Raw genomic sequence first — 18,415 nt, 5'->3', positions numbered from 1 at the left:
GTGCCGATAAGGTCGCGTTATATGTGGCTGCTCGCCATATTTTCGGGTAGGGCTGCCTTCCCCTCTAGACGTCGAGCTAAAGACCAAAACAATACGGCAGCCCTCAGGCATTAAAGCTTTCAAGTAAAAAAGAGAGCTCTTCTAAAATCGGCCCCCTCCATATACGGGACCTAGGCTGCGCCCATTTGCGTTTGCTTCATTTGGGTGTCGGGAAAGTTGAGGTGAAACCAGGTAAAATTCTGATCAGTCACTTCTACGCTCGCAGAACCCTGATGCAATCCCATAATTGACTGTACTATAGCTAGGCCCAGACCCGTACCACCTTCATTTCGTGCTCGGCTCTTGTCTACACGGTAGAACCGCTCGAACAAATGCACCTGGTGTTCCTTGGCGATTCCGCGCCCCGGGTTACCAACACTCAAGGTAGTTCCGTTAGCACCGCGTTGAACTTTCACGTAAACCGTCCGGCCTCTTGGGCAGTAGCGAATCGCGTTCGAGACAAGGTTCGAGATGGCTCGTTGAATCATTATCTGATTGCCACGCACCACGCCATTTCCTGTGAGCTGGAGTTGTATTTCGCCTTCTTCGGCCGTAATGCTGAAGAGGTCGCAGACCCGCTGAATTTCGTCGAGCAAACAGACATTTTCGAATTCTACCATTGACGCGGGGTGGCTGACCTGGGCTAGAAATAGCATGTCGGAAACCATTCGACTCATGCGGTCCAACTCTTCCGTGCACGACTCCAAGACTTCTCGGTACTCAGGAAGAGACCTTTCCCGGGTCAGCGCAACCTGAGCCTTACCCATGAGATTGGACAAAGGTGCACGCAGTTCGTGAGCAAGATCGTCCGAGAACTGCGATAGCTGCTGAACCCCATCATCTAGACGCATCAGCATGATATTGATTCCATCGCCGAGCTTCTTCAGTTCTGCCGGCATCCCCTTCGTTGGTAGGCGATGATCAAGGCTCTCGGTGGAAATTTTCGAGGCAATCCTCAAGAACTTGGTCAGAGGCAGTAGTCCTCTGCGCACAGTCCACCATCCAATGGCCAAGATCAGCAAGAGAATAAGAGGCGAGACCATCAGCGCCCAGGTTAGCAATGCATCGAGCAGGGCTTGGTTGGCTGACTGGTCCATGGTCATGAACACACTAACTTCGGTTCCATCGCCTAGATTCATTACTCGCGAAGCGCTAAGTAGCGGGCGACCCGTGGAGTCACGCCACTCGTGCTGTTTAACCTGCTCGGTTGGCTTGAACTTGTGCACTTCCAGGTTGACTGCCTTCGAACCTATTGAGAGCAGTGGAGTTTGCGTTTGTCCTGACTCAAAGATGCTGACGTACAGATTATTGTGCCCCATGACCAAGTCAACTAGCTGGTGCGCGTCTGGATTGACATCAGCGATACTAGTGATAGCGGATAGGTTGTGAGTCATACCCGCCATTTTCACTTCGAGGTCCATTCGGGAGTTTCTCTCGAGAGCTTGGCTCACCATCACATACCCAAAGGTGGCGAAAAGGAGGAGCAGCGCTGCGCTCATCAAACCGACTTTGAATCCCAGCTTCACAGCCAGACTGAACGGCCTCATGCGCGCTCCTCCAGAACGTACCCTATGCCTCGAAGTTTATGTATGAGCTTGGTCTCAAATGGATCATCGATCTTCGAGCGTAATCGCCGGATAGAGACGTCAATAACGTTATTATCGCAGTCAAAGTTCATGTCCCATATCAGCCAGATGCTCTGAGAGCGTGTAAGTGCTTTGCCAGCTCGACTAATGAGAAGGTGCAGGAGAGCAAATTTCTTGGTGTTGAGGTCTATGCGTGTAGATCCACGGAACACCCGATGGCGCACAGAGTCGAGCTCTACATCCGAAATTCTCAGCGCGTTTTTCTCAAAAAGCTCGTCGCCACGTCTTTGCAGCGAGCGCATGCGAGCAAGCAGCTCGGGAAACTCGAAGGGCTTGACGAGGTAGTCATCTGCGCCACCGTCCAAACCCTTGAGCTTGTCGTTGGTTCGTCCCCAGGCAGTCAGCATAATGACGCGGACCCGGCTGGTTTCTCTAATGACTTCCAAAAGGTCCAAGCCATTGATGTCAGGGAGGTTCACATCGAGAAGCAGAAACGAATAAATATTAGTATTGAATAAGTGAGCGGCATCAACACCATTGTTTGCTATATTTACGATGTACCCGCTTTCAGAAAGGCCCTGCTGAAGGTATTCTACGTTTTTGGTTTCGTCTTCCACAACTAGAACGCGCATAACTTATCTCAGGATGTGAGTAAAATAATAGTCCAATCGGCCGCCAGTGTGGTTATACGCTGATTGGTAGTACTGCTGTGTGCTTGGTGTTTAATTTCATTATTTATTTTCATGCGCATTACATTAACTCAATAATAACTGATCCTAGCGCGAATTGGCTAAATGCGCGTAAGCTTTGCAAATTTGTAATTTTTGCGCAATATTATTGATAGTTATGATAAATTGATTGTTTGGAATAATCGAGAATCTGTCAATGGTAAGGTTTTTAAGGCCAAAGCTGGCGGATGCCTTCAGTGCGCGTAGCAGGCGAATCTGCCTGAAGGCTCCTTTAATATTGGCCGCCGGTCAACTCGATTAGTCGTTAAATTTAGAGGTGGCAGTAATGCATATTTAAAAGCGCGTATAGTCTTGGGGAACGCATCTTAAGTCGATTTTTCTTAGGGCTTCTGCCTGCAAATACAACAATTAGCGTCATCAAAAAAACGACTAGTGTGAAGGCTTCGGAGCATTATCATGAAAGGCTGCTTGCTCCATTTGAATCGTGCAGTGATGAATTTCGAACGATTTACTCACCGCGTCAATGACTGATGCGAGAATAACATCTCGATTTAATGAATCTCGCACGACTACGTGCGACGTCAGGATATTGCGGCCACTACTTAGAGCCCAAACATGCAGATCATGGACCTCCATGACCCCATCTACTCCAAGTATCAGGGACTCTATTTCCGCAATATTGAGATTGTCGGGTACCCCTTCCATAAGTACCCCCCAAGCTTTCGCGCAACAACTGCCAAGTACGTGGAAACACCCATATACCGATTGCTACGGCGACAATCGTATCGACCCAGCTCCAACCTGTAAATCGGATGACAAGTGCCGCTATGATCACGCCCAATGAACCAAGCATGTCGCTCCAGACTTCAAGATAGGCTCCCTTGAGATTCAGACTTTCACTGCTGGCAGAGGAGAGCAGACGCATCGATATCAGGTTCACAAAAAGACCCCCAATTGCGATCCACATCATCGCACCGGTAGCAATCTCCGACGGTACTAGCAAGCGCTGATACGCCTCGTACAAAATGTAGGCAGCGACCATAAAGAGTAATAAGGCATTGAACGTTGAGGCTAGGATCTCTATGCGAGCATATCCAAAAGTCCGTTTCTGGTCCGCTGGCCGCTTGGCTATTTGGAGAGCAATCAGTGAAATTGCCAGAGCAGCAGTATCTGTGAGCATATGTGATGCATCAGACAGCAGGGCTAGGCTGCCGGTAACGCATGCTCCGATAACCTCCGCAATCATAAAAATACCAGTCAGGGCAAGCGCCATGAGTAGTTTTTTCTGGTGTCCTTCACGTAGAGCGGCACCGCCATGAGCGTGATTGGATCCCACATGCTTCTCCTTGCCTAATGTAGTGGTTGGCTTCAATCTAGATTCTCATCGCTACAAACAAAAACACAAATATGGATCCTACCTTTCAGAACGGCTAATAAAACTCATTTAAACTAATTGTAGTTTAGGATGAAAGTATGTTGTTGGTATGCGATTTTTTGCAGACCTGCGTCTCCTCTAGCCGGCGATACGGTGCTAGTCAACAGCCTACTTTGACACGGCTCAAAAAAAGAAGGTTCCGCTGGGATTGTGTCAGAATTGTAATTCTGCTGTAGCTATCTCGTTATCCGTCGTCAAAAATAATACGGCTAGCTAAAAATTTACGCTACGTAGCGGTGTCGCTAAGCACAGACACGAAATTACCTCAAACTCCTCGCAACGCTGCTGAGTAACATAATTACCTAGTTTTTTAACGCCGGCCGCGGTCAATATTTTCATCGCAAATTCTGATTCCTTAATCACTGAACTATCTCGTAAGGAAGAAACCGCGGGTTTTGAAATGATGCTCGGCGATACGGAGCTCGAGAGTGCCGTTCGATGTGAGGGGTTAGGTCGATGACACCGTTGAGATGCGGAACGGACTGAGGCTTAACCATTAACACCGATTGTCGAAAGTGGTCGTCGCTACCGACCCAAAAGGGGCGAATGGCGGTAATTTGGATGCCGCTAGACGCTGGCATCGTGTGCCGATTACCGACAGCGTAACCTTTCATTCTTGAAGAGTCGTATTTACCTGAGTCAAGCGACATGCGTGCTCACCCCAGATCGCAGCGGCTTTGCGACACGCTTGATTCATTCGCACACCTAGCCAGGTAGCAACTTGAATATTGGTTGTGGGTGAGGAGGTTATTGAAGTGAAAATCGGAGTTAGCGGCGCCGGCAATATTGGGGCTACCCTTGCCCGCAAGCTCGTCGCGTGCGGCCATGAAGTTAAGCTGGCAAATTCGAAAGGCCCCGAAAGCCTTCAAAACCTGGTCAGTGAAATCGGCGCACACGCTGTGACCAAGGAAGAGGCAGTGTCCGAGGTAGGCGTTGTGATCCTCTCGATACCCTTCCCAAAATATCCAGATCTCAAACAGACGTTAAAGAATGTCCCCGAGAAAGTCGTTGTCATTGACACGTCCAATTACTATCCGGGACGCGACGGGGCAATCATAGAAGTTGACGACGGCAAGCCCGTGAACGTTTGGGTAAGCGAGCAGTTTAGCCGCCCGGTCATTAAGGCTTGGAACGCCGTCCTTGCAGCGACTCTTGCCGACAATCGGCAACCAACTGGATCTTCGACACGCATTGGCTTACATGTAGCAGGGGATGACACTCATGCAGAGGCCGTCGCGCAGGATCTCGTTGAGGATACGGGCTTTATCGCGCTTGCCGCTGGTAGCCTTGAAGATTCGTGGCGTCAGCAACCAGGAACACCAGCCTACTGCACCGAGCTAACATTGCCGGAGCTGAAGATGGCGCTGGAGGCGGCAGACAAGGTACGGGCACCTCAAAACCGAGACGCACTTATCGCAAAATTTATGGTTCCCGGCAGTCAGTTTACAGATGAGCAAATTGTTGCCACAAATCGCGCTAGGACGGCCTGACTACCGGATTAGGCGGGATTCTTTGCTAGAATTTCGCCTAATTGATCTAGTCGCTAAACTCATCTCTTTACGTAAACAGGGCACTGCAGACGCGTGCCTAACTCAGCGTCTGGATGAGGCCGCGAATTTCCTAACCTGTCCTGTATCGCGGCCTAGGCCACGTCACGTTGTTCAAGCATCCGCTCAATCTCAGCGCCAGCTAAAGCGTCGCAAGCGTGCGGCGTGGTCTACTACCGATCTCAACTATTAAGGCGTTGGCGTCAGGAAGGCGTGTTTACCGGACGCTTACCTTCAAGGAATTCCGGGCAACACAGAAACAAGAACGCCGATTTGATTGATGATGTTCGTGCGAGCAAACACATCTAACAAACCGGCGTTCTTATGTGCGATATTATACTTTTCTTCCTTTTTGGGAGGGCTTTTCTGTCGTTAACACAAAGCCTGATGGTGATGCCCTCCAGATCGATCTGACTCCCCGCGCCAAACTAGACCGTCTCGTTTTGAAATAGTGGGCTGTGCCCAGTGAGAAAGATTTGCCCCAGGTATTTGGGGCGAAGGGCAACGGCGCCATCGGCTTGTTCTGCCGTCATTTCGAGCTCCTCTACGAAGAAGTCCCAAAGCTCCTCATTCGTCGATACCTCGTTATTGGCGAGCTGATCTTCGATGTTTTCAAGGATTTGTTGGGTCAGGTTATTGAAGATTAGATTCATGTGCTGCTCCTGTTGAGTCGAGGAGCGCCCAGGAGGGAGCCTCTCATGAATGTGCCGATTGGCTTGGCGTATCGCCGGCATCGTTAGGTATTGGAGATATTCCATACCTGCAGTTTGAAGTTGTGTAAATAGCCGAGCTCCGAGAGCCGACTGCACTGTTGGCGTAGTTGCTGACGATCAACAGTTGTGTCCAGCCTGACTGTATAGCTTAGAGGCCAGATTGTGCCGAACAACTCGGCATCTGCCTCGAGGTCGTTGGTTGCGCCGGTCGGGGTCATCCCGAACGGGGCATCCTCTTTTGATACCTGTTTATTGGTGGCCGGTAGGGCGGGCGGATTATTACGCTGCACAGGCTTGGAGAGGTTGGAAGAAGACTCTTCATCCATAGGGTCAGGCTCGTTTGGCGAGAGCCTGGCGGCGTCTTCTGGTGTCAGATTGTCGACGTCGTCGAGGCTCATGCTTTCCAGCCTTGCACGGATCTCAACGATCAGGCGGCCTGCTGTGGAGTAATACGAAGGACGGATCTCCGTTATCAGAAAGTCGCCTCGGTATTTGCCTTCATCGTACTGATCGAGGAGTGCGTCTTTGATCACGAACTCACCGATAGAGGTCGAAAGCCGTCCGACGTTGAATTCGCCATTACGGCCGCTGATGGTACGGATGGCCAGTTGGCCGGGGATGTTGATCATGGGCAGCTCCACACTGCTACGAATGAAAAAAGCCCGACAGGTGTCGGGCTTTGGGCAGTGCTGTGATTGTCGAAGGATTACGGGCAAGAAGTATGAGTTTCTTCCTTGAGTGAGATGTACAGATAGAAAACGCCTGGCGGTGATTCTATACGGTCAAGTTTTAGGTCCAGCCAGACTCGATCAGTGCTATTGCCGGCAGGCAATAAACGATAGAGGCCGAAATGGATCTGTGTGCTGTCAGGTTGCAAGTGCAGTTCTCGGTAGGCCTCCAGGACAACTTCGCCCAGTCGCTCACTGACAACACTTGCATCCTGAGGGTTTTCAATATGCACCGCTTCCTGCCAGGCCCGGGGTGTTAAAACGACCGGGAGCTTGAGCAGGTCAGACGACACGAGGTTAGTGGTGCTTTGCATGTTTATCTCCAGGTGTGAGAAACCACCCGGCCCGTCCGGGAAGTGGTTTCCCGGTTAGGTATGTTTTGGTTATGTCAGGACCAGCACACGTGGCGTTGTGTCCAGAGGTTGAGGTCAAAAGCTTGTTTCGCGGCATATTCGCTGCGGTAGTATTCTTCGGACTCCCTTGATACCGGTTCAAACTCATCAGCGGTACCAATGTAATAGCCCGCAGCGCTCTTCAGTATTTGGAGGGGGTACTCGATACCGCACTCGGCGAATGCAAGTTTCCCGTATGCAAAATCCGACACAATGTATGGTTCCGGTGTTATTAGCTGCTGCTGGTCTTCTTCAGTAAAGCGTGACCAACCGCCACCATTAATGGCCGCGTTCACTCCTTCGCCCCAAGCTCGACTGAGCGCAGGAACGGTTTTGAACAGCTCGGGTACGATCGGCTGGCCGGCGCGGTACGCGTCGGCACCCAGAATATGAGCCTCGATCTCAGCCTCATATTGGGTAATCTCGTCGCCATAGATTTCCGCTTTTGCATAAGCAACGCGTATATCGAGAGATTGCGTAAATAACGTGTTCATAAAGGTGAGTCTCCAACGGACGAGAATCACCGTGCCCGGAAGGGAGGTGTTCCCTGCGGACTTTGATAATAATGAAGGCACCCGAAGGGTGCCTTTCAACAAAGTGAATCAAGATGCCGTACGCTGCTGTTTAGCGGGCGTTGGCTTGGATTGTTCCTCTGCTACTGGCTCGGATGCTTCTTCGCTTGCGAGCTGTGCTTCAGGTTCCGCTTCGCCGTCTTCAACAACTGGTTCTACTTCACGAGGCTTTGCTTCATAGACGGTTTGGCCATCCACCTTGATCCAGCCGATAAACAACAGGCGTCCCTTGAGGCTTGCTCCAGGTTGACCTTTTTTATCGCCTTTCTCGTAGGTAAATGCGTCGGTCCAGATATCACCGATGCGGAAGCTCACAAGGACCTTCTTTCCGGCTTCAACGGCTGCTTGGCTGCGACGAATCAGCTTTTCAGCTTCAGCGCCGACCACGTTGCAGTCGATATAGGAATACTCGGCATCATCCATCGAGCCGCGCAGAGCCGCAACGGTAACTGCCATGAATGGCTTACCTTTGCCGCGAGGTTTCACTTCACGGATACGGTTGAGATAACCGATACCAGTGGTGTGAAGGTCGAAGAATTTTGCTTCGTTGGATTGATTAGTGCTCATGGTGATTCTCCAGTTTCGAAATAACAGAAAGCGGAGAAACACTTCGCCCTAGGGGGAAAGTATTCCCCGCGAGGGTGGGTGGAGCTTAAGGTTGTTTAATGCATCAGCTTCATTGCAGCAATCATTACACCGACAGCTGCAGACAACATGACGCCCATGCGAATGGTGAGCTTGACTTCAAGCTGTGAAATCTCAGATTTGAACTCTGCAGCAAGAGCAGTTAAATCTGCCTTGGTAGCCAAACGTGAAAGCATGTCGGTCTCCAAAGCTTCAATAACAGCATTTGCCTTCTGTTCCGGGACGTTAATCGAAATCAACGCCTGGTAGAGAGCCAGTTCAGTTTTCATCAGACCTCCAAAAGTGAGAGGCCTGCCCTGACGGGGTAGGCCCGTCATGGGTGGGAAAGGTGCTTCCATCGACTAAGTCGACTGATCGCGCTACCGGAAGCTATGGCGATCTTGGGAGTGGATCAATGCAGAAAACCGCATCGTAGTCTTGCGGATCCAGACTACTTGGGCATGTTGCTGACGACGTCAGCGATACATGTGCAGATCATGGAAATACGATTGTCGCTTGTCAAGCCCCTACCGTGAAAACTCTGAGGAAACCTTCCCTTTGGGAAGGCTCCCTACAGAGGCGAAGGACGCAGACTTAGCAAGTTGCTGGCACCAACGAGCGTGCAGCTGGCTTCTTACGCGGTTTCCGAGCTGGCTTTTCGACCACTCGAGTGTTAGCCGCGTACCAAAGGTTCAGGTCGACACCTTTACGAGTTATTGCCGGTACATGATCCATCTCACGTACGAGACGCTCAGGTACGCAGGGCGGTGGAAGCAACGGAGCTGCTTTGGTATGGATAGCTGTGGGCGCAGCGCTGGTTTTCTTTACCGCACGCAGAAACTGTCGCGTGATGGTGCCAAGCGCGAAACCGAAGCCATAAGCAAGTTTGGACATGGTGATTCTCCTGCAGGTTGAATGCGGAGAACCCACTGACCCCGTTGGGGAAGTGATTCCCCGCGAGGTGAGTTGCATAAGGTGCTTCCATCGACGATTGTCGACCGACCGCGCTACCAGAAGCTCAGCGGTCTTGGGCGGATCTGACACGAACATCGTGTCGCAGTCTTCAAGATCCTGACTGCCTGGGCATGATGCTGACGACGTCAGCAAAGCACGTCCATATCATCGAAGGGGGGATGGTGATGTGTCAAGCGGAGAGGGATATTTCGCGGAGGGCAAAGAAGGTTCAGGTCGACAGGAGAAGCTACCGAGAGTAGCTGGGTCAACAGTCACTCTCGGATGTAGTAAGTAGCGTCTTTCAGAAAAAAATACCACCTGTGCGGGATGAAGGCGTTGTTGATCCCTGGGCTGTGATCTGAACGTCTTACTTCCAACACCTGGCCGATTATCGTGGCTGAGGCCAGCTAGCATAAGGCACGCATCCGCGCACAAAGGGAGCCCTGCGTTTCGCCGGCGGGCCACCGGCAAGGAAAAGCAGCTACCAATAGGTAGCCTGATCATCCTTTGCAAGATGATCAGGCTACCTATTGTGTGAGCTTTAAAAAGTGTGGGCCACAACACCAGTGTGGCCCTTAGACTACGGTGCTTCGAACCTCAACAGAGCCCTATGTGCCTTTGAACTCGCAATTCACGAGTTAGACGGCTGCGTGTCTGGCTTGAACAGGGAGACACAGGGAGAGCTCTGAACCAGGTCCGCACGCCCTTCCCGGAGCTATGCGTGCTTTGGGGTTGGTGATGAGGCAAGCCGCATCACCGGGCGCTACTGATGACCGCCAGTAGCCAACGGGGTGGAAACGTTGTTGTGATCATTATGTTGATAGGCCGGAGCTTATGCAACCCGGCGCCTTTCAAAGTCGGTCGACTCAGACTAATTGACTGCGACGACCGCACCTTCGGGAACAGGGGACGGAATTGCTATACCGGTCGCCCCAGTTATCTGTGAAATCAGCATTCCTGAACGCTTTAAACCAACGGTAGTTGTCTTTGTCAGGTCTACCAGCACAGAAGGCAAGCCTGACGGTGCAACCCCATCAAAATAAGTATAGGCCGTTCCTGATGAGATGTAAGAACCTACGCCCACAGGTTTCACAAACCACCCAGGTAGGTTGAGCGCAGAATCGCTCGGTACTCCGCTGAAGCCCGGGTTGGCCTGGGCATATTCGGTAGCGGCAGATCGGTACACCAGAAAGCCGCGACCCAGTGAGTCGAGGGTAGCGTAGTCGGATGTACGTTGGTCCTGATGTTGGTTCTCCATGAAAATGCTGGAGGCAATGAGCACAATCATCAAAACGAGCCATTGCATTGTCATGATATGAGCTCCATCCACAAAATGGTGGTTGTTACCACCTACGCGTCAATAACAAAACTATTTCGTGAGGATAATCAATGTTAAGCAAATTCCTACTAGGCCAAGCGCAATGACAGTCCACTTTGCGGCTCGCTTGATGCTCATTGGTTTGCGTTGTGGATTGATTAATTCCATAGTGGCGATCTTTTTTACTAAATAACGACCAGAGGCCGTTGGTTGTAACTTGTAAGTGAACTCGCCGACCTCGAATGCCTCTTTTTCTTCTAGTGCGCGACGCCATAGCACAGTTGAGCATATCCTGCTTCGGGTGCTTAGCCAGGTCTGTAATTCTCCAGCACTATACTCAACGTTATTCTCAAGCGTCTGCACTGCAATAATCCCCATAAACATACTATAAAACGTTTTTGAAATTTTATAAATGGATGCTTTATTTGAAGCAGCTCCAATAGAAAAGACCTGGCCAGGAAAGTCGAGATGTGGAGAGAAACCATCCACTTGCATTTCTGAAGATGTACCCAGTCTCACTATCCCCGATGCCAAAAGCGCCAGTTAAAGAGCATGACTTCCATGTAGTGTCGCCAAGGGAGCAGGTCACACTTCCTCTGGCAGGCGCCTGGCAGGTGCCCTGGATCAGCTGGAATTCCCACCCACCTGGTCTTTTCCATAAGCCTTGTTCGCAGGACAACGTTATTCCCGCGGCGCTTTTTGCAAGAAGGGTTCGGTCACTGCACTGTTGCCCCTCGGTAGCTATGCCTCCCAGGGACAAATATTCATTTGTCTGAATGCGATCATAGGCCGTTATCTTGCCCGTCGAGGTTATCTTTCCACCCCATAGTTCACCTCCGGTTGAAAAGTTTTTGTCGTTATAAACTTGGACCCAGTTGGGGCTATTTTGATAAATCCCGCCTCCCCATTTTTCGCTGTACCAGCCTGTGTCACCACGTGTTCTGAACCAACCACCTGTGCTGGTATCACCGGTAATGGTTGCAGTAGCGGCATTAACATTGGCTGTGGCGATAACGTTTCGAGCTGTAATGTCGGCGTTAGCTGTTATGTTGCCTGACGCTGTGATACTTCCTGCGTTGTTAATATTGTGGTTGCCCATCGTGATATCAGTATTCATCGTGTTGAATTCTGGATGATTGGGCACTGCGTTTCGATATAGATAGTCATTAGCCAACGCTCCATCCATAAGAAAAAGTGCGCTAGCTGTATGTCCTGGGCCAGGAGCTATAGCATAGTTACTTAGTGCTACCTGCCATCCACCCCGCACGCCCTGGACGATGTTCGGATTGGCAGAAGAGATGAACCCACCAGGTCCTCCGAGATTTTCAGCGATGGTTCGAATACCCATTTCAGGAATCGTCTGCCCACCTGTAGTAACCACAATCACTTCCAGTTGATTGGCGTTGGGTTTCCGGGCGAGGCCGACAATGGTCTGCCCAAAGGCGTTAGTGGGGCTATAACCTGCAGGAAGGTAGTTGGTGTTGACGAGCATCGGAACGGTTATTTGCACCGGTACGGTTGCTGCCGCGTTGGCCAGCACCACGCTGTAGTTATCCTTCAGATATTTGGCCAATGCCTCTGAAATGGTTCTCTGTTGATCAGCCGCAATTCGATAGTCCTGAGAATCCATCTGCTTGATTTGCCATGCGATCGCCAAAGTGACGACAACGGAGAAAACGGCCAATCCGATCGCCATGTCCAAGCTCAAGAACCCCCGCTGCTTGATCCTACTGGTCATTCCAGAGACTCCTTGATGATTGGTGAGCGATGTCGTGATCGAGCATCGTGATCTTTCCTGCATGGACTTTCTCTCGGATGCCCGGTCCGTCATCGCCTGTGAAAAGCAGGCTCTGCAGGGTTAATCGACGACTTCCTTCGTTGCCACTTGATAAGGACTGGTGAAGAACAGCCACCAACCCCTTGGAGAGCAGCTCTCGGGCGTTATTGAGTAACGGCTGAGCCAGGGCTGATATACGTTCAATGCCTTGAGTAACGCTGCCGGCATGACCTGTGCTGATAATGAGATGGCCATTGATCGAGGCTTGAATTACTTGTGCTGCTGTCGAGCTGTCGCGAATTTCTCCCACGAACAGGAAATCGGCTCTTGTGCGCAGCGCTAGGATCAAAGCTTCCTCGTATCCCCCCATCCGGCGAGAGACCGGAACTTGAATGCAGCGCCCACTCCCATGCCTGCCATTCAAAAATGGTTCTGGAGGATCCTCTACAGCCACACAAATGCCTCCCCAGGCCTCGAGACGTGCTTTCACCAGTGATGCAGCACTTGAGGTTTTCCCTGTGCCCATTTCCCCACAAATAAATATCAGGCCGCGTACCGTGTCGCTCATCAGCGCGTCCTGCAGATAGTCGGGCAGACCCAGCATGTCCAATGGACGGATCTGGACTGAGGATTTGCTTACGACAAACACAGGCTTGCCATTCAAATCCAGCAACTGGGTTACACGAAGGACGACGCCATCTTCAATTAGGGCGAACTCTGGATCCTGGGTTGCCTTGTGCTTTTCCTAGCACTGCGCCCGTAAGCGCTCAAGGTCTGCCCGCCATTCGGCGGGCGCTTCAACCCTTCGTGCCTGCCCAGGGAGACCTTTGGCGTCGGCAAATCCATCGCCGAGGTACAGGTCGACGAATTCAGCATCAGAGATCACGCTCACACTGAGTTCCTTAGTACGAAGTCCAAGCGATGGTATTGGCGTCCGAGGAGCAGCTGGTCGCAGCTGCCACCGCAGTGATTTCGCCGGCAATTGCAGTGCCGCCATTGATCGCCGTCGTTGTCTGTTTGTCCTTGGCCATGTTCGAGGCAAGGGTGATGCAGGCATTTTTCGGAAGGTTGGATTCTGTGATGGTGAAGGTCATGCCGTTGCTCATTACGGTCACTGCGCCGTTCCAGCGGTTGGACAGGGCATTACCGTTGATGCTCATGCCGCCAGTTGCCTCGAGGTTGATCAAAGAAGGCGCCAAGTTGGTGCCTGCCGTGGCGTAGCCCGTGGTGCTTTTCAGTCGTTTGGTATTGCTCAGCAACGTGCCGAGATTGCTCTGTTCAATGGTGACGTCCGAGCTGCCGAACGTTCTGTAGCCCATGAACACGATGAAACCAAGTGCCACCGCGATCAGCATCAACCAGAACATCCCGTCCAGGGAGAGAAATCCGCGTTGGTTGTTTTGAGTGTTTGTTGGCATTTCCAGTACCTCATTTAGGTTTGATTTAAAGCGTTGCAGTCACATTGCCGGCCAACTGGAAGATCCCGACCACTACCAGAATCATCATGACCCCCATGGCCATGGAGGACATGCCGATAAGAGATTTGGCGATGGCTTCGACGCGCTGAAGCGTTTGCTCCAGCCACCGGTTGGAAAACCGTTCCATCGACTCAGCGAAGCCTTTGCGGGTGGCGAGCACTTCCAGAAAATGCATCGCCATGGGGTCTGGGAATTGATGACCCGCAAGCTTCAATGCGGTACCGAAGTTTTTGCCGGCGCTCACTCCGTAATGAATGGCGCTCAGGCGCTCTTTCAACCATGGAGAGGCATTGCGTTGAAGAGAGGTCAGCGCATCTAGTTGGTTGATGCCGGAGCGCAGCATCACAGCCATGTTGAGCAGAAAGATCGATCCGTGGAGCGCCTTGTAGACTGACCAAGGCGGGAGCCTCTCTGCTCGGACTCGCAGGACCTGGAGCAGCTTGTTCAACTGCAGCTTCCACGAAGGGCTGGCGGCCGTAATCTGAAGGCCGCAAAACACGGGTAGAGTGATGATCGATATGAGGATAAAGACGATTACAGCTATCAGCGTCACTAGCCCGTAGTGGGTCACGAAATTCGATAGGGCATAGAGGAAGGCCGGCACGCCGGTCCACGCCTCGGGGTTGGAGCGTCGTGTCATGGAGGGCACCATCCACACTGCAATCACATACAGCAACGCCGCCATGACGCTCCACACCATGGAGGGGAAAACGGTGGCGGACGCTACGAGTTTGCTGATCCGCTGACGTACTTCGATGATCCTCACGCAGTCCCGAAATGCCTGCACCAGGTTGCCGGTGTCTTCCCCGGAAGCGATCAAAGAGTTCTCGTCATAGGGAACCCAGCCTTCGCAGGAAATGCTCAGCGATTTCCCACCTTTTACCGATTGCGCGATATCCCTGCAGGCAAGGGACACTGGATGGAGCTTCTGCCCGTTATCGCTGAATGCTCTGGCCACCGTGTGCAGTGCGTCTTCAAGCGACACACCATCCTCAAGGATGCCCATCAGGCTCTCGTAGAACTGGATTCTTTCGTTTTTGCCAAACTGCTTGGCATAGAAGGTCTCTGCCCAACGATTCAGCATCGCTCTGACGTCACTCAGCATGAGCGAGCTCCAGGATTTGCCGGTCAAAGTCCAACGGCCCCACCGTCATTTCGGCGTGGCGGGGGTCTACTAATCCTTGTTTCAGTTTGATGATCGTGTGTGCGGTCTTGGTAATACCGCCCATTTCCTTGACCCAGTGGCGACGTGCCGCACTTGCACCCTGCCCATTGAAAACGCGCATGAATTCAAGGTCGGTGAGCAAAGTTTCCGCAACCACCGTGCGACCGGTGATGCCCAAGCCTTTGCAATGCGGGCATCCCGGTCCTTTGAGGTAGGTCTCATCAATCGCTTCCAAATCGCGCAAGTGCTGCACCAGCGCACTGTTGAGCTGCCCGAGATGCTCGCGTGCGGGGACGCGGCAGTGGGAACACAGCACGGGCAAGAGGGATTGATTGACCACGCTTGTCATCAGTGCAGGATCAGTAACCAGGTGTCGGTCTACACCCATGTCGATCAGTCGTTGAAGAGCTGCTACAGCGTTGTTGGTGTGCAGTGTCGTCAGCACCAGGTGACCAGTCATACCGCCGCGGAAAGCCGCTTGTGCTGATGCAAGGTCCCGGATCTCCCCATACATGAGAATGTCAGGGTCGAGTCGCATGGAATTGGTGATCCCGTCATTCCAGGTTTCACCGGCGCCCAGCGGTGACTGATTGGCGAGAAGTGGATATTCAGGTGGATCTTCCATCGTCAGAATGTGTTTTGTTCCACCGCACTCTTCGTGCAAGAGGTTCAGGTTTACCTGCAGCGACTTCGATTTGCCGGAACCGGTGGGTCCAGTGATCAGGTTCACCCCATAAGGCAAGCTGCGGATGCGGCTGAATGCATCAATTTGCTGCGTCAGGAAACCGAGATCACTAAGCGTCATTTTGGTTTTGTCGTCATACAGCAGACGCAAAACCATCAGAGGGCCATCTACGAGCGGCCGAGTGGCGACTCGGGCACCGAACAAACCGAGTTGGTCGACATAGGCGCGTTTTACCCTGGCGTCCTGGCTCACCTGCGGCTGGTAGTGGTCTTTCGCGACATCGCACATGCTGTTGTAGAGGGACGAGCAGAGCTCCATGCCCACCTGGCTCTGGTGCTGTTCTGCCTCCCACAAGAGCCCGTGGATGCGAAAGAAGATTCGAGTGATATCGTGACCTACGACAAAGTGGACGTCGCTGGCATTGCGCCGGTGGGCTTCTCCTAAAAGCTGCACCACCTGGGCCTGGCGCTTCGTCTCAGTCGCCGATAGTGCTTTACCATTTGCATCATCATTGGCGCGGTAGAGTGCCTTGATTGTGCTCATCGAGCAGACCTTGACCTCAAAGTGGTGATTTTCGTGTTCCAGCTGGTCCTCGAATGCCATGACATAGGCATCCGTTTGGTGTTGGGCTGACACATACAAAATCCCATCGCTGGTCAACGCACATAGTTGACGCAGCTCGGGTTTCAGCTCAAACGGTCCACCAGGGGCCGTCAGCAGTATTTGGTGCGACGTCAGTAGGACTGCAGCAGACTCATCACTGTCAGGCTCTATGACATCTGGTTTTTCAGTCAGGATCGTCATCGAACTTCTCAATCAACGTTGGCCAGGGATCAGCCCAGGCGGCATAGGTGCTGATGGGGTAATGCTGGGGGCTGAATTGTTAACGTTGCTCAAGCTGGCCGGGGGCGTACTGGAAAAGCCGAGGGGGTAGCGCTTACCGCCACGCTCGAGGGTCACGTTTTCGACGGAGAGGATGGCCATGCGATAGCCACCGGGTAACTCCCGAGATGAGGCATCTGCGTCTACTTCAAATCCGCTGCTGTAGAGCAGAGTCGCACGCAGCCGTTTTGCTGAGCCGAATACCGCTTTCACGACAGGCAAGTCAGACTGTGTATCACTGCTGTGCGCCGAGGCTGCAGCCGGCTGTGTGAGGTTTCCTTGAGAAAAAAACACAGTTGACGGCTGCGTCGTCGCACTTTGGTCTTCGCCCTTGATCGATCTTTCGGCCTTGGCCTTCTCGGCTTTGGCATTCAACAAGATCGTCTGGCTTTGAATCTGGGCCAGCTCGCCGACGTTCACCCCAGATAGGGTGTTCTCATCTGCCCAGCTCGATGGTGCCCCTAACGCAAGGATGGAGCACAAAAAGCACAGCGCTTTATTTCGCATATAGGTCACCTATTACTGACCAGACAAGGTGGCCGGTCTCATATTTGGTTGTGATTTCGCGCAGCCGTAAGCCCTGACTGGGTGCGCCGGATAATGAGTCCAGCGGCGTAATGCCAGTGGCATAGCTCAGCTCGAATTGCTTCCATTGAGGCGGTGGGGGCGGCGGTGGCGCAGGTTGGCCCGGTATCGCTGGTTGAATGGGCACAACGACCGGCACTTCTTTCAGCACTGGGGTTTGAGTGAAGCTGTGCAGCCAAGACGACAGGTTCGCCAACATCACGATGGCGTCTTTTAGAGGCTCATCACCGGCTGCGGGTAGAGAGATGTCGAATTTCAACGTGGCCGAGTTGCCCTCGTCAAAGAAGGCCGGCCGATCAGAAAAGTGGCCCTGCGTCGCCTGTATCAGTTTGTCGGCCGTGCTATTGCCCGAGCGCTTATAGGAGGACAAAACCTGTGCGCCGTCGCAGACGGCACTCGTGAACTGCCATCCCTGAATGGACAGAGGCAACTGATAAATGACGTTGCTGCAACCCTCCAGGAAATCTGCAACAGATGGACGTTTGGCCCAAGGGTGTTCAAGCGCTTGGGGCGTCTGTTCCATACCGGATTCTTTTTGCAGTCTGGCCAACTCTGCCAGGCGTTGCTGTTCAGCCTGGAAAGCCGCCTCTTTGGCTATCTGGTCCTGATGGTTCTGCCATTGAGCCCATCCGATGATGCCGGCAGCGATCAGCACGCCAAGAACCGCCAGCTGTACAAGTTCTGGTTTGGATAGCCCAAAGACGAGTGGCCGTAGCCGGTACTCGCGTTTTAGATGCGACGGCTGAAGCAGCTCTGCCACGTCCAGTGGTTGACCGCCCATATCGAACTCTGGGGGCAGGTACTCGTTGTCGAAGTTGATCCCACGACTGCGTTGTTGCGCGACTCGGCGGCGGACCTCAGCACCAGTGCCGATCATGTCGCAGCCAGAGATCACGCCACCTTGATACACAGCAACGAGGGCATATTGGTCAATCTCGCTTTCAGTTTTCCAGGCCGCGATCCATGAGTCCCCCAGCTGTCCAGCCAGGGTGGCCGCGAGCGAGTACATCCCTTTGATGACCTCCTCGCTGCGCGCTACAAAACCTGCCTGAATAATGGCTGGTGTTCTTCTAATGGCGACAATGTCGAGGTGGTGCTCACGACCGTACTGGCGCGCTTCCTTCATGTGCCCGGTGACACTACCCAGCGGATGCCAGCGCAGACCGGTGACAAATGATTTTCCACGATACTGGAGTACCTGGACTCGAGCAGAGCGTGCATTTTTTGAGGTTTCCGCAACCATGGC

18 protein-coding genes and 2 pseudogenes are annotated in these 18,415 nt (G+C 52.5%); 1 reads left to right on the top strand and 19 read right to left on the bottom strand.

Going from position 1 to position 18,415, the window contains the following annotated elements; genetic code table 11:
• Nucleotides 1-170 precede the first annotated feature (170 nt).
• The 3 genes and pseudogenes from A7D21_RS29740 to A7D21_RS29730 all read right to left on the bottom strand — a co-directional run bounded on the left by A7D21_RS29740 (nucleotide 171) and on the right by A7D21_RS29730 (nucleotide 3,650).
• The gene (locus tag A7D21_RS29740) at nucleotides 171-1,586 is read right to left on the bottom strand and encodes a heavy metal sensor histidine kinase (RefSeq protein ID WP_019818107.1); all 1,416 of its coding nucleotides are present in this window, start codon (nucleotides 1,584-1,586) and stop codon (nucleotides 171-173) included.
• The gene (locus A7D21_RS29735; protein ID WP_019818106.1) at nucleotides 1,583-2,257 is read right to left on the bottom strand and encodes a heavy metal response regulator transcription factor; all 675 of its coding nucleotides are present in this window, start codon (nucleotides 2,255-2,257) and stop codon (nucleotides 1,583-1,585) included. Before A7D21_RS29735 ends, A7D21_RS29740 begins: the two co-directional genes overlap by 4 nt.
• 486 nt (nucleotides 2,258-2,743) lie before the next feature.
• Nucleotides 2,744-3,650, bottom strand: a pseudogene (locus A7D21_RS29730) (cation diffusion facilitator family transporter).
• An 833-nt stretch (nucleotides 3,651-4,483) separates the two neighbouring features.
• On the opposite strand from A7D21_RS29730, the gene A7D21_RS29725 reads away from it, so the two are divergent.
• The gene (locus tag A7D21_RS29725; protein ID WP_019818104.1) at nucleotides 4,484-5,239 is read left to right on the top strand and encodes an NADPH-dependent F420 reductase; all 756 of its coding nucleotides are present in this window, start codon (nucleotides 4,484-4,486) and stop codon (nucleotides 5,237-5,239) included.
• 485 nt (nucleotides 5,240-5,724) lie between these two features.
• On the opposite strand, the gene A7D21_RS29720 is transcribed toward A7D21_RS29725, so the two are convergent.
• From A7D21_RS29720 to pilO2, 16 genes and pseudogenes are all read right to left on the bottom strand, one after another.
• Nucleotides 5,725-5,949, bottom strand: coding sequence for a hypothetical protein (locus A7D21_RS29720; protein WP_019818103.1), 225 nt, complete (start codon nucleotides 5,947-5,949; stop codon nucleotides 5,725-5,727).
• 83 nt (nucleotides 5,950-6,032) lie between these two features.
• Nucleotides 6,033-6,638, bottom strand: coding sequence for a DUF3275 family protein (locus A7D21_RS29715; protein ID WP_019818102.1), 606 nt, complete (start codon nucleotides 6,636-6,638; stop codon nucleotides 6,033-6,035).
• A 77-nt stretch (nucleotides 6,639-6,715) separates the two neighbouring features.
• On the bottom strand, nucleotides 6,716-7,051 hold the full coding sequence (locus A7D21_RS29710) for a hypothetical protein (RefSeq protein WP_019818101.1): 336 nt from the start codon (nucleotides 7,049-7,051) through the stop codon (nucleotides 6,716-6,718).
• Nucleotides 7,052-7,125: 74 nt separating this feature from the next.
• Complete coding sequence (locus A7D21_RS36735; RefSeq protein WP_019818100.1) at nucleotides 7,126-7,623, bottom strand: hypothetical protein; 498 nt, start codon at nucleotides 7,621-7,623, stop codon at nucleotides 7,126-7,128.
• Between the two features lie 108 nt (nucleotides 7,624-7,731).
• A complete protein-coding gene (locus A7D21_RS29700) occupies nucleotides 7,732-8,268 on the bottom strand; it encodes an STY4534 family ICE replication protein (RefSeq protein WP_019818099.1) in 537 nt (178 codons plus the stop codon).
• A gap of 95 nt (nucleotides 8,269-8,363) precedes the next feature.
• Complete coding sequence (locus A7D21_RS29695; protein WP_008437363.1) at nucleotides 8,364-8,615, bottom strand: hypothetical protein; 252 nt, start codon at nucleotides 8,613-8,615, stop codon at nucleotides 8,364-8,366.
• 304 nt (nucleotides 8,616-8,919) lie between these two features.
• Nucleotides 8,920-9,219, bottom strand: a complete 300-nt coding sequence (locus tag A7D21_RS34830; protein WP_073451708.1) for a hypothetical protein — start codon at nucleotides 9,217-9,219, stop codon at nucleotides 8,920-8,922.
• A gap of 931 nt (nucleotides 9,220-10,150) precedes the next feature.
• On the bottom strand, nucleotides 10,151-10,591 hold the full coding sequence (gene pilM / locus A7D21_RS29690) for a type IV pilus biogenesis protein PilM (RefSeq protein ID WP_019818097.1): 441 nt from the start codon (nucleotides 10,589-10,591) through the stop codon (nucleotides 10,151-10,153).
• Nucleotides 10,592-10,648: 57 nt separating this feature from the next.
• Nucleotides 10,649-11,086 (bottom strand): hypothetical protein, encoded by a 438-nt coding sequence (locus tag A7D21_RS29685; protein WP_124356003.1) that lies wholly within the window; start codon nucleotides 11,084-11,086, stop codon nucleotides 10,649-10,651.
• On the bottom strand, nucleotides 11,019-12,335 hold the full coding sequence (gene pilV / locus A7D21_RS29680; RefSeq protein WP_019818096.1) for a shufflon system plasmid conjugative transfer pilus tip adhesin PilV: 1,317 nt from the start codon (nucleotides 12,333-12,335) through the stop codon (nucleotides 11,019-11,021). Before pilV ends, A7D21_RS29685 begins: the two co-directional genes overlap by 68 nt.
• Nucleotides 12,325-13,266 (bottom strand): annotated as a pseudogene (locus A7D21_RS29675) (ATPase, T2SS/T4P/T4SS family). The gene pilV and the pseudogene A7D21_RS29675 overlap by 11 nt, the downstream one beginning before the upstream one ends.
• Before the next feature lie 10 nt (nucleotides 13,267-13,276).
• Nucleotides 13,277-13,729 (bottom strand): type 4 pilus major pilin, encoded by a 453-nt coding sequence (locus A7D21_RS29670; RefSeq protein WP_171902656.1) that lies wholly within the window; start codon nucleotides 13,727-13,729, stop codon nucleotides 13,277-13,279.
• A gap of 88 nt (nucleotides 13,730-13,817) precedes the next feature.
• The gene (locus A7D21_RS29665) at nucleotides 13,818-14,957 is read right to left on the bottom strand and encodes a type II secretion system F family protein (protein ID WP_019818094.1); all 1,140 of its coding nucleotides are present in this window, start codon (nucleotides 14,955-14,957) and stop codon (nucleotides 13,818-13,820) included.
• The gene (locus tag A7D21_RS29660) at nucleotides 14,947-16,506 is read right to left on the bottom strand and encodes a GspE/PulE family protein (RefSeq protein WP_019818093.1); all 1,560 of its coding nucleotides are present in this window, start codon (nucleotides 16,504-16,506) and stop codon (nucleotides 14,947-14,949) included. Before A7D21_RS29660 ends, A7D21_RS29665 begins: the two co-directional genes overlap by 11 nt.
• Nucleotides 16,507-16,518: 12 nt before the next feature.
• Nucleotides 16,519-17,091, bottom strand: coding sequence for a type IV pilus biogenesis protein PilP (gene pilP / locus A7D21_RS29655; RefSeq protein WP_008437355.1), 573 nt, complete (start codon nucleotides 17,089-17,091; stop codon nucleotides 16,519-16,521).
• A complete protein-coding gene (pilO2, locus tag A7D21_RS29650; protein WP_024073376.1) occupies nucleotides 17,081-18,412 on the bottom strand; it encodes a type 4b pilus protein PilO2 in 1,332 nt (443 codons plus the stop codon). Before pilO2 ends, pilP begins: the two co-directional genes overlap by 11 nt.
• Between the last annotated feature and the right edge of the window lie 3 nt (nucleotides 18,413-18,415).

Origin of the sequence: Pseudomonas sp. AP19, assembly GCF_001728855.1 — a bacterium.
Taxonomy (GTDB): Bacteria; Pseudomonadota; Gammaproteobacteria; order Pseudomonadales; family Pseudomonadaceae; genus Aquipseudomonas; species Aquipseudomonas fluorescens.
This window is presented reverse-complemented; position numbering and strand designations above follow the sequence as displayed.

What these genes read in the sequence shown, in the direction of transcription:
- A7D21_RS29665 (WP_019818094.1), bottom strand. Translation starts at nt 14,957, where the DNA reads ATGCTGAGTGACGTCAGAGCGATGCTGAATCGTTGGGCAGAGACCTTC.
- A7D21_RS34830 (WP_073451708.1), bottom strand. Translation starts at nt 9,219, where the DNA reads ATGTCCAAACTTGCTTATGGCTTCGGTTTCGCGCTTGGCACCATCACG.
- A7D21_RS29670 (WP_171902656.1), bottom strand. Translation starts at nt 13,729, where the DNA reads ATGCTGATCGCGGTGGCACTTGGTTTCATCGTGTTCATGGGCTACAGA.
- A7D21_RS29710 (WP_019818101.1), bottom strand. Translation starts at nt 7,051, where the DNA reads ATGCAAAGCACCACTAACCTCGTGTCGTCTGACCTGCTCAAGCTCCCG.
- A7D21_RS29735 (WP_019818106.1), bottom strand. Translation starts at nt 2,257, where the DNA reads ATGCGCGTTCTAGTTGTGGAAGACGAAACCAAAAACGTAGAATACCTT.
- A7D21_RS29720 (WP_019818103.1), bottom strand. Translation starts at nt 5,949, where the DNA reads ATGAATCTAATCTTCAATAACCTGACCCAACAAATCCTTGAAAACATC.
- pilP (WP_008437355.1), bottom strand. Translation starts at nt 17,091, where the DNA reads ATGCGAAATAAAGCGCTGTGCTTTTTGTGCTCCATCCTTGCGTTAGGG.
- A7D21_RS36735 (WP_019818100.1), bottom strand. Translation starts at nt 7,623, where the DNA reads ATGAACACGTTATTTACGCAATCTCTCGATATACGCGTTGCTTATGCA.
- pilO2 (WP_024073376.1), bottom strand. Translation starts at nt 18,412, where the DNA reads ATGGTTGCGGAAACCTCAAAAAATGCACGCTCTGCTCGAGTCCAGGTA.
- pilV (WP_019818096.1), bottom strand. Translation starts at nt 12,335, where the DNA reads ATGACCAGTAGGATCAAGCAGCGGGGGTTCTTGAGCTTGGACATGGCG.
- A7D21_RS29695 (WP_008437363.1), bottom strand. Translation starts at nt 8,615, where the DNA reads ATGAAAACTGAACTGGCTCTCTACCAGGCGTTGATTTCGATTAACGTC.
- A7D21_RS29715 (WP_019818102.1), bottom strand. Translation starts at nt 6,638, where the DNA reads ATGATCAACATCCCCGGCCAACTGGCCATCCGTACCATCAGCGGCCGT.
- A7D21_RS29660 (WP_019818093.1), bottom strand. Translation starts at nt 16,506, where the DNA reads ATGACGATCCTGACTGAAAAACCAGATGTCATAGAGCCTGACAGTGAT.
- A7D21_RS29700 (WP_019818099.1), bottom strand. Translation starts at nt 8,268, where the DNA reads ATGAGCACTAATCAATCCAACGAAGCAAAATTCTTCGACCTTCACACC.
- A7D21_RS29740 (WP_019818107.1), bottom strand. Translation starts at nt 1,586, where the DNA reads ATGAGGCCGTTCAGTCTGGCTGTGAAGCTGGGATTCAAAGTCGGTTTG.
- pilM (WP_019818097.1), bottom strand. Translation starts at nt 10,591, where the DNA reads ATGACAATGCAATGGCTCGTTTTGATGATTGTGCTCATTGCCTCCAGC.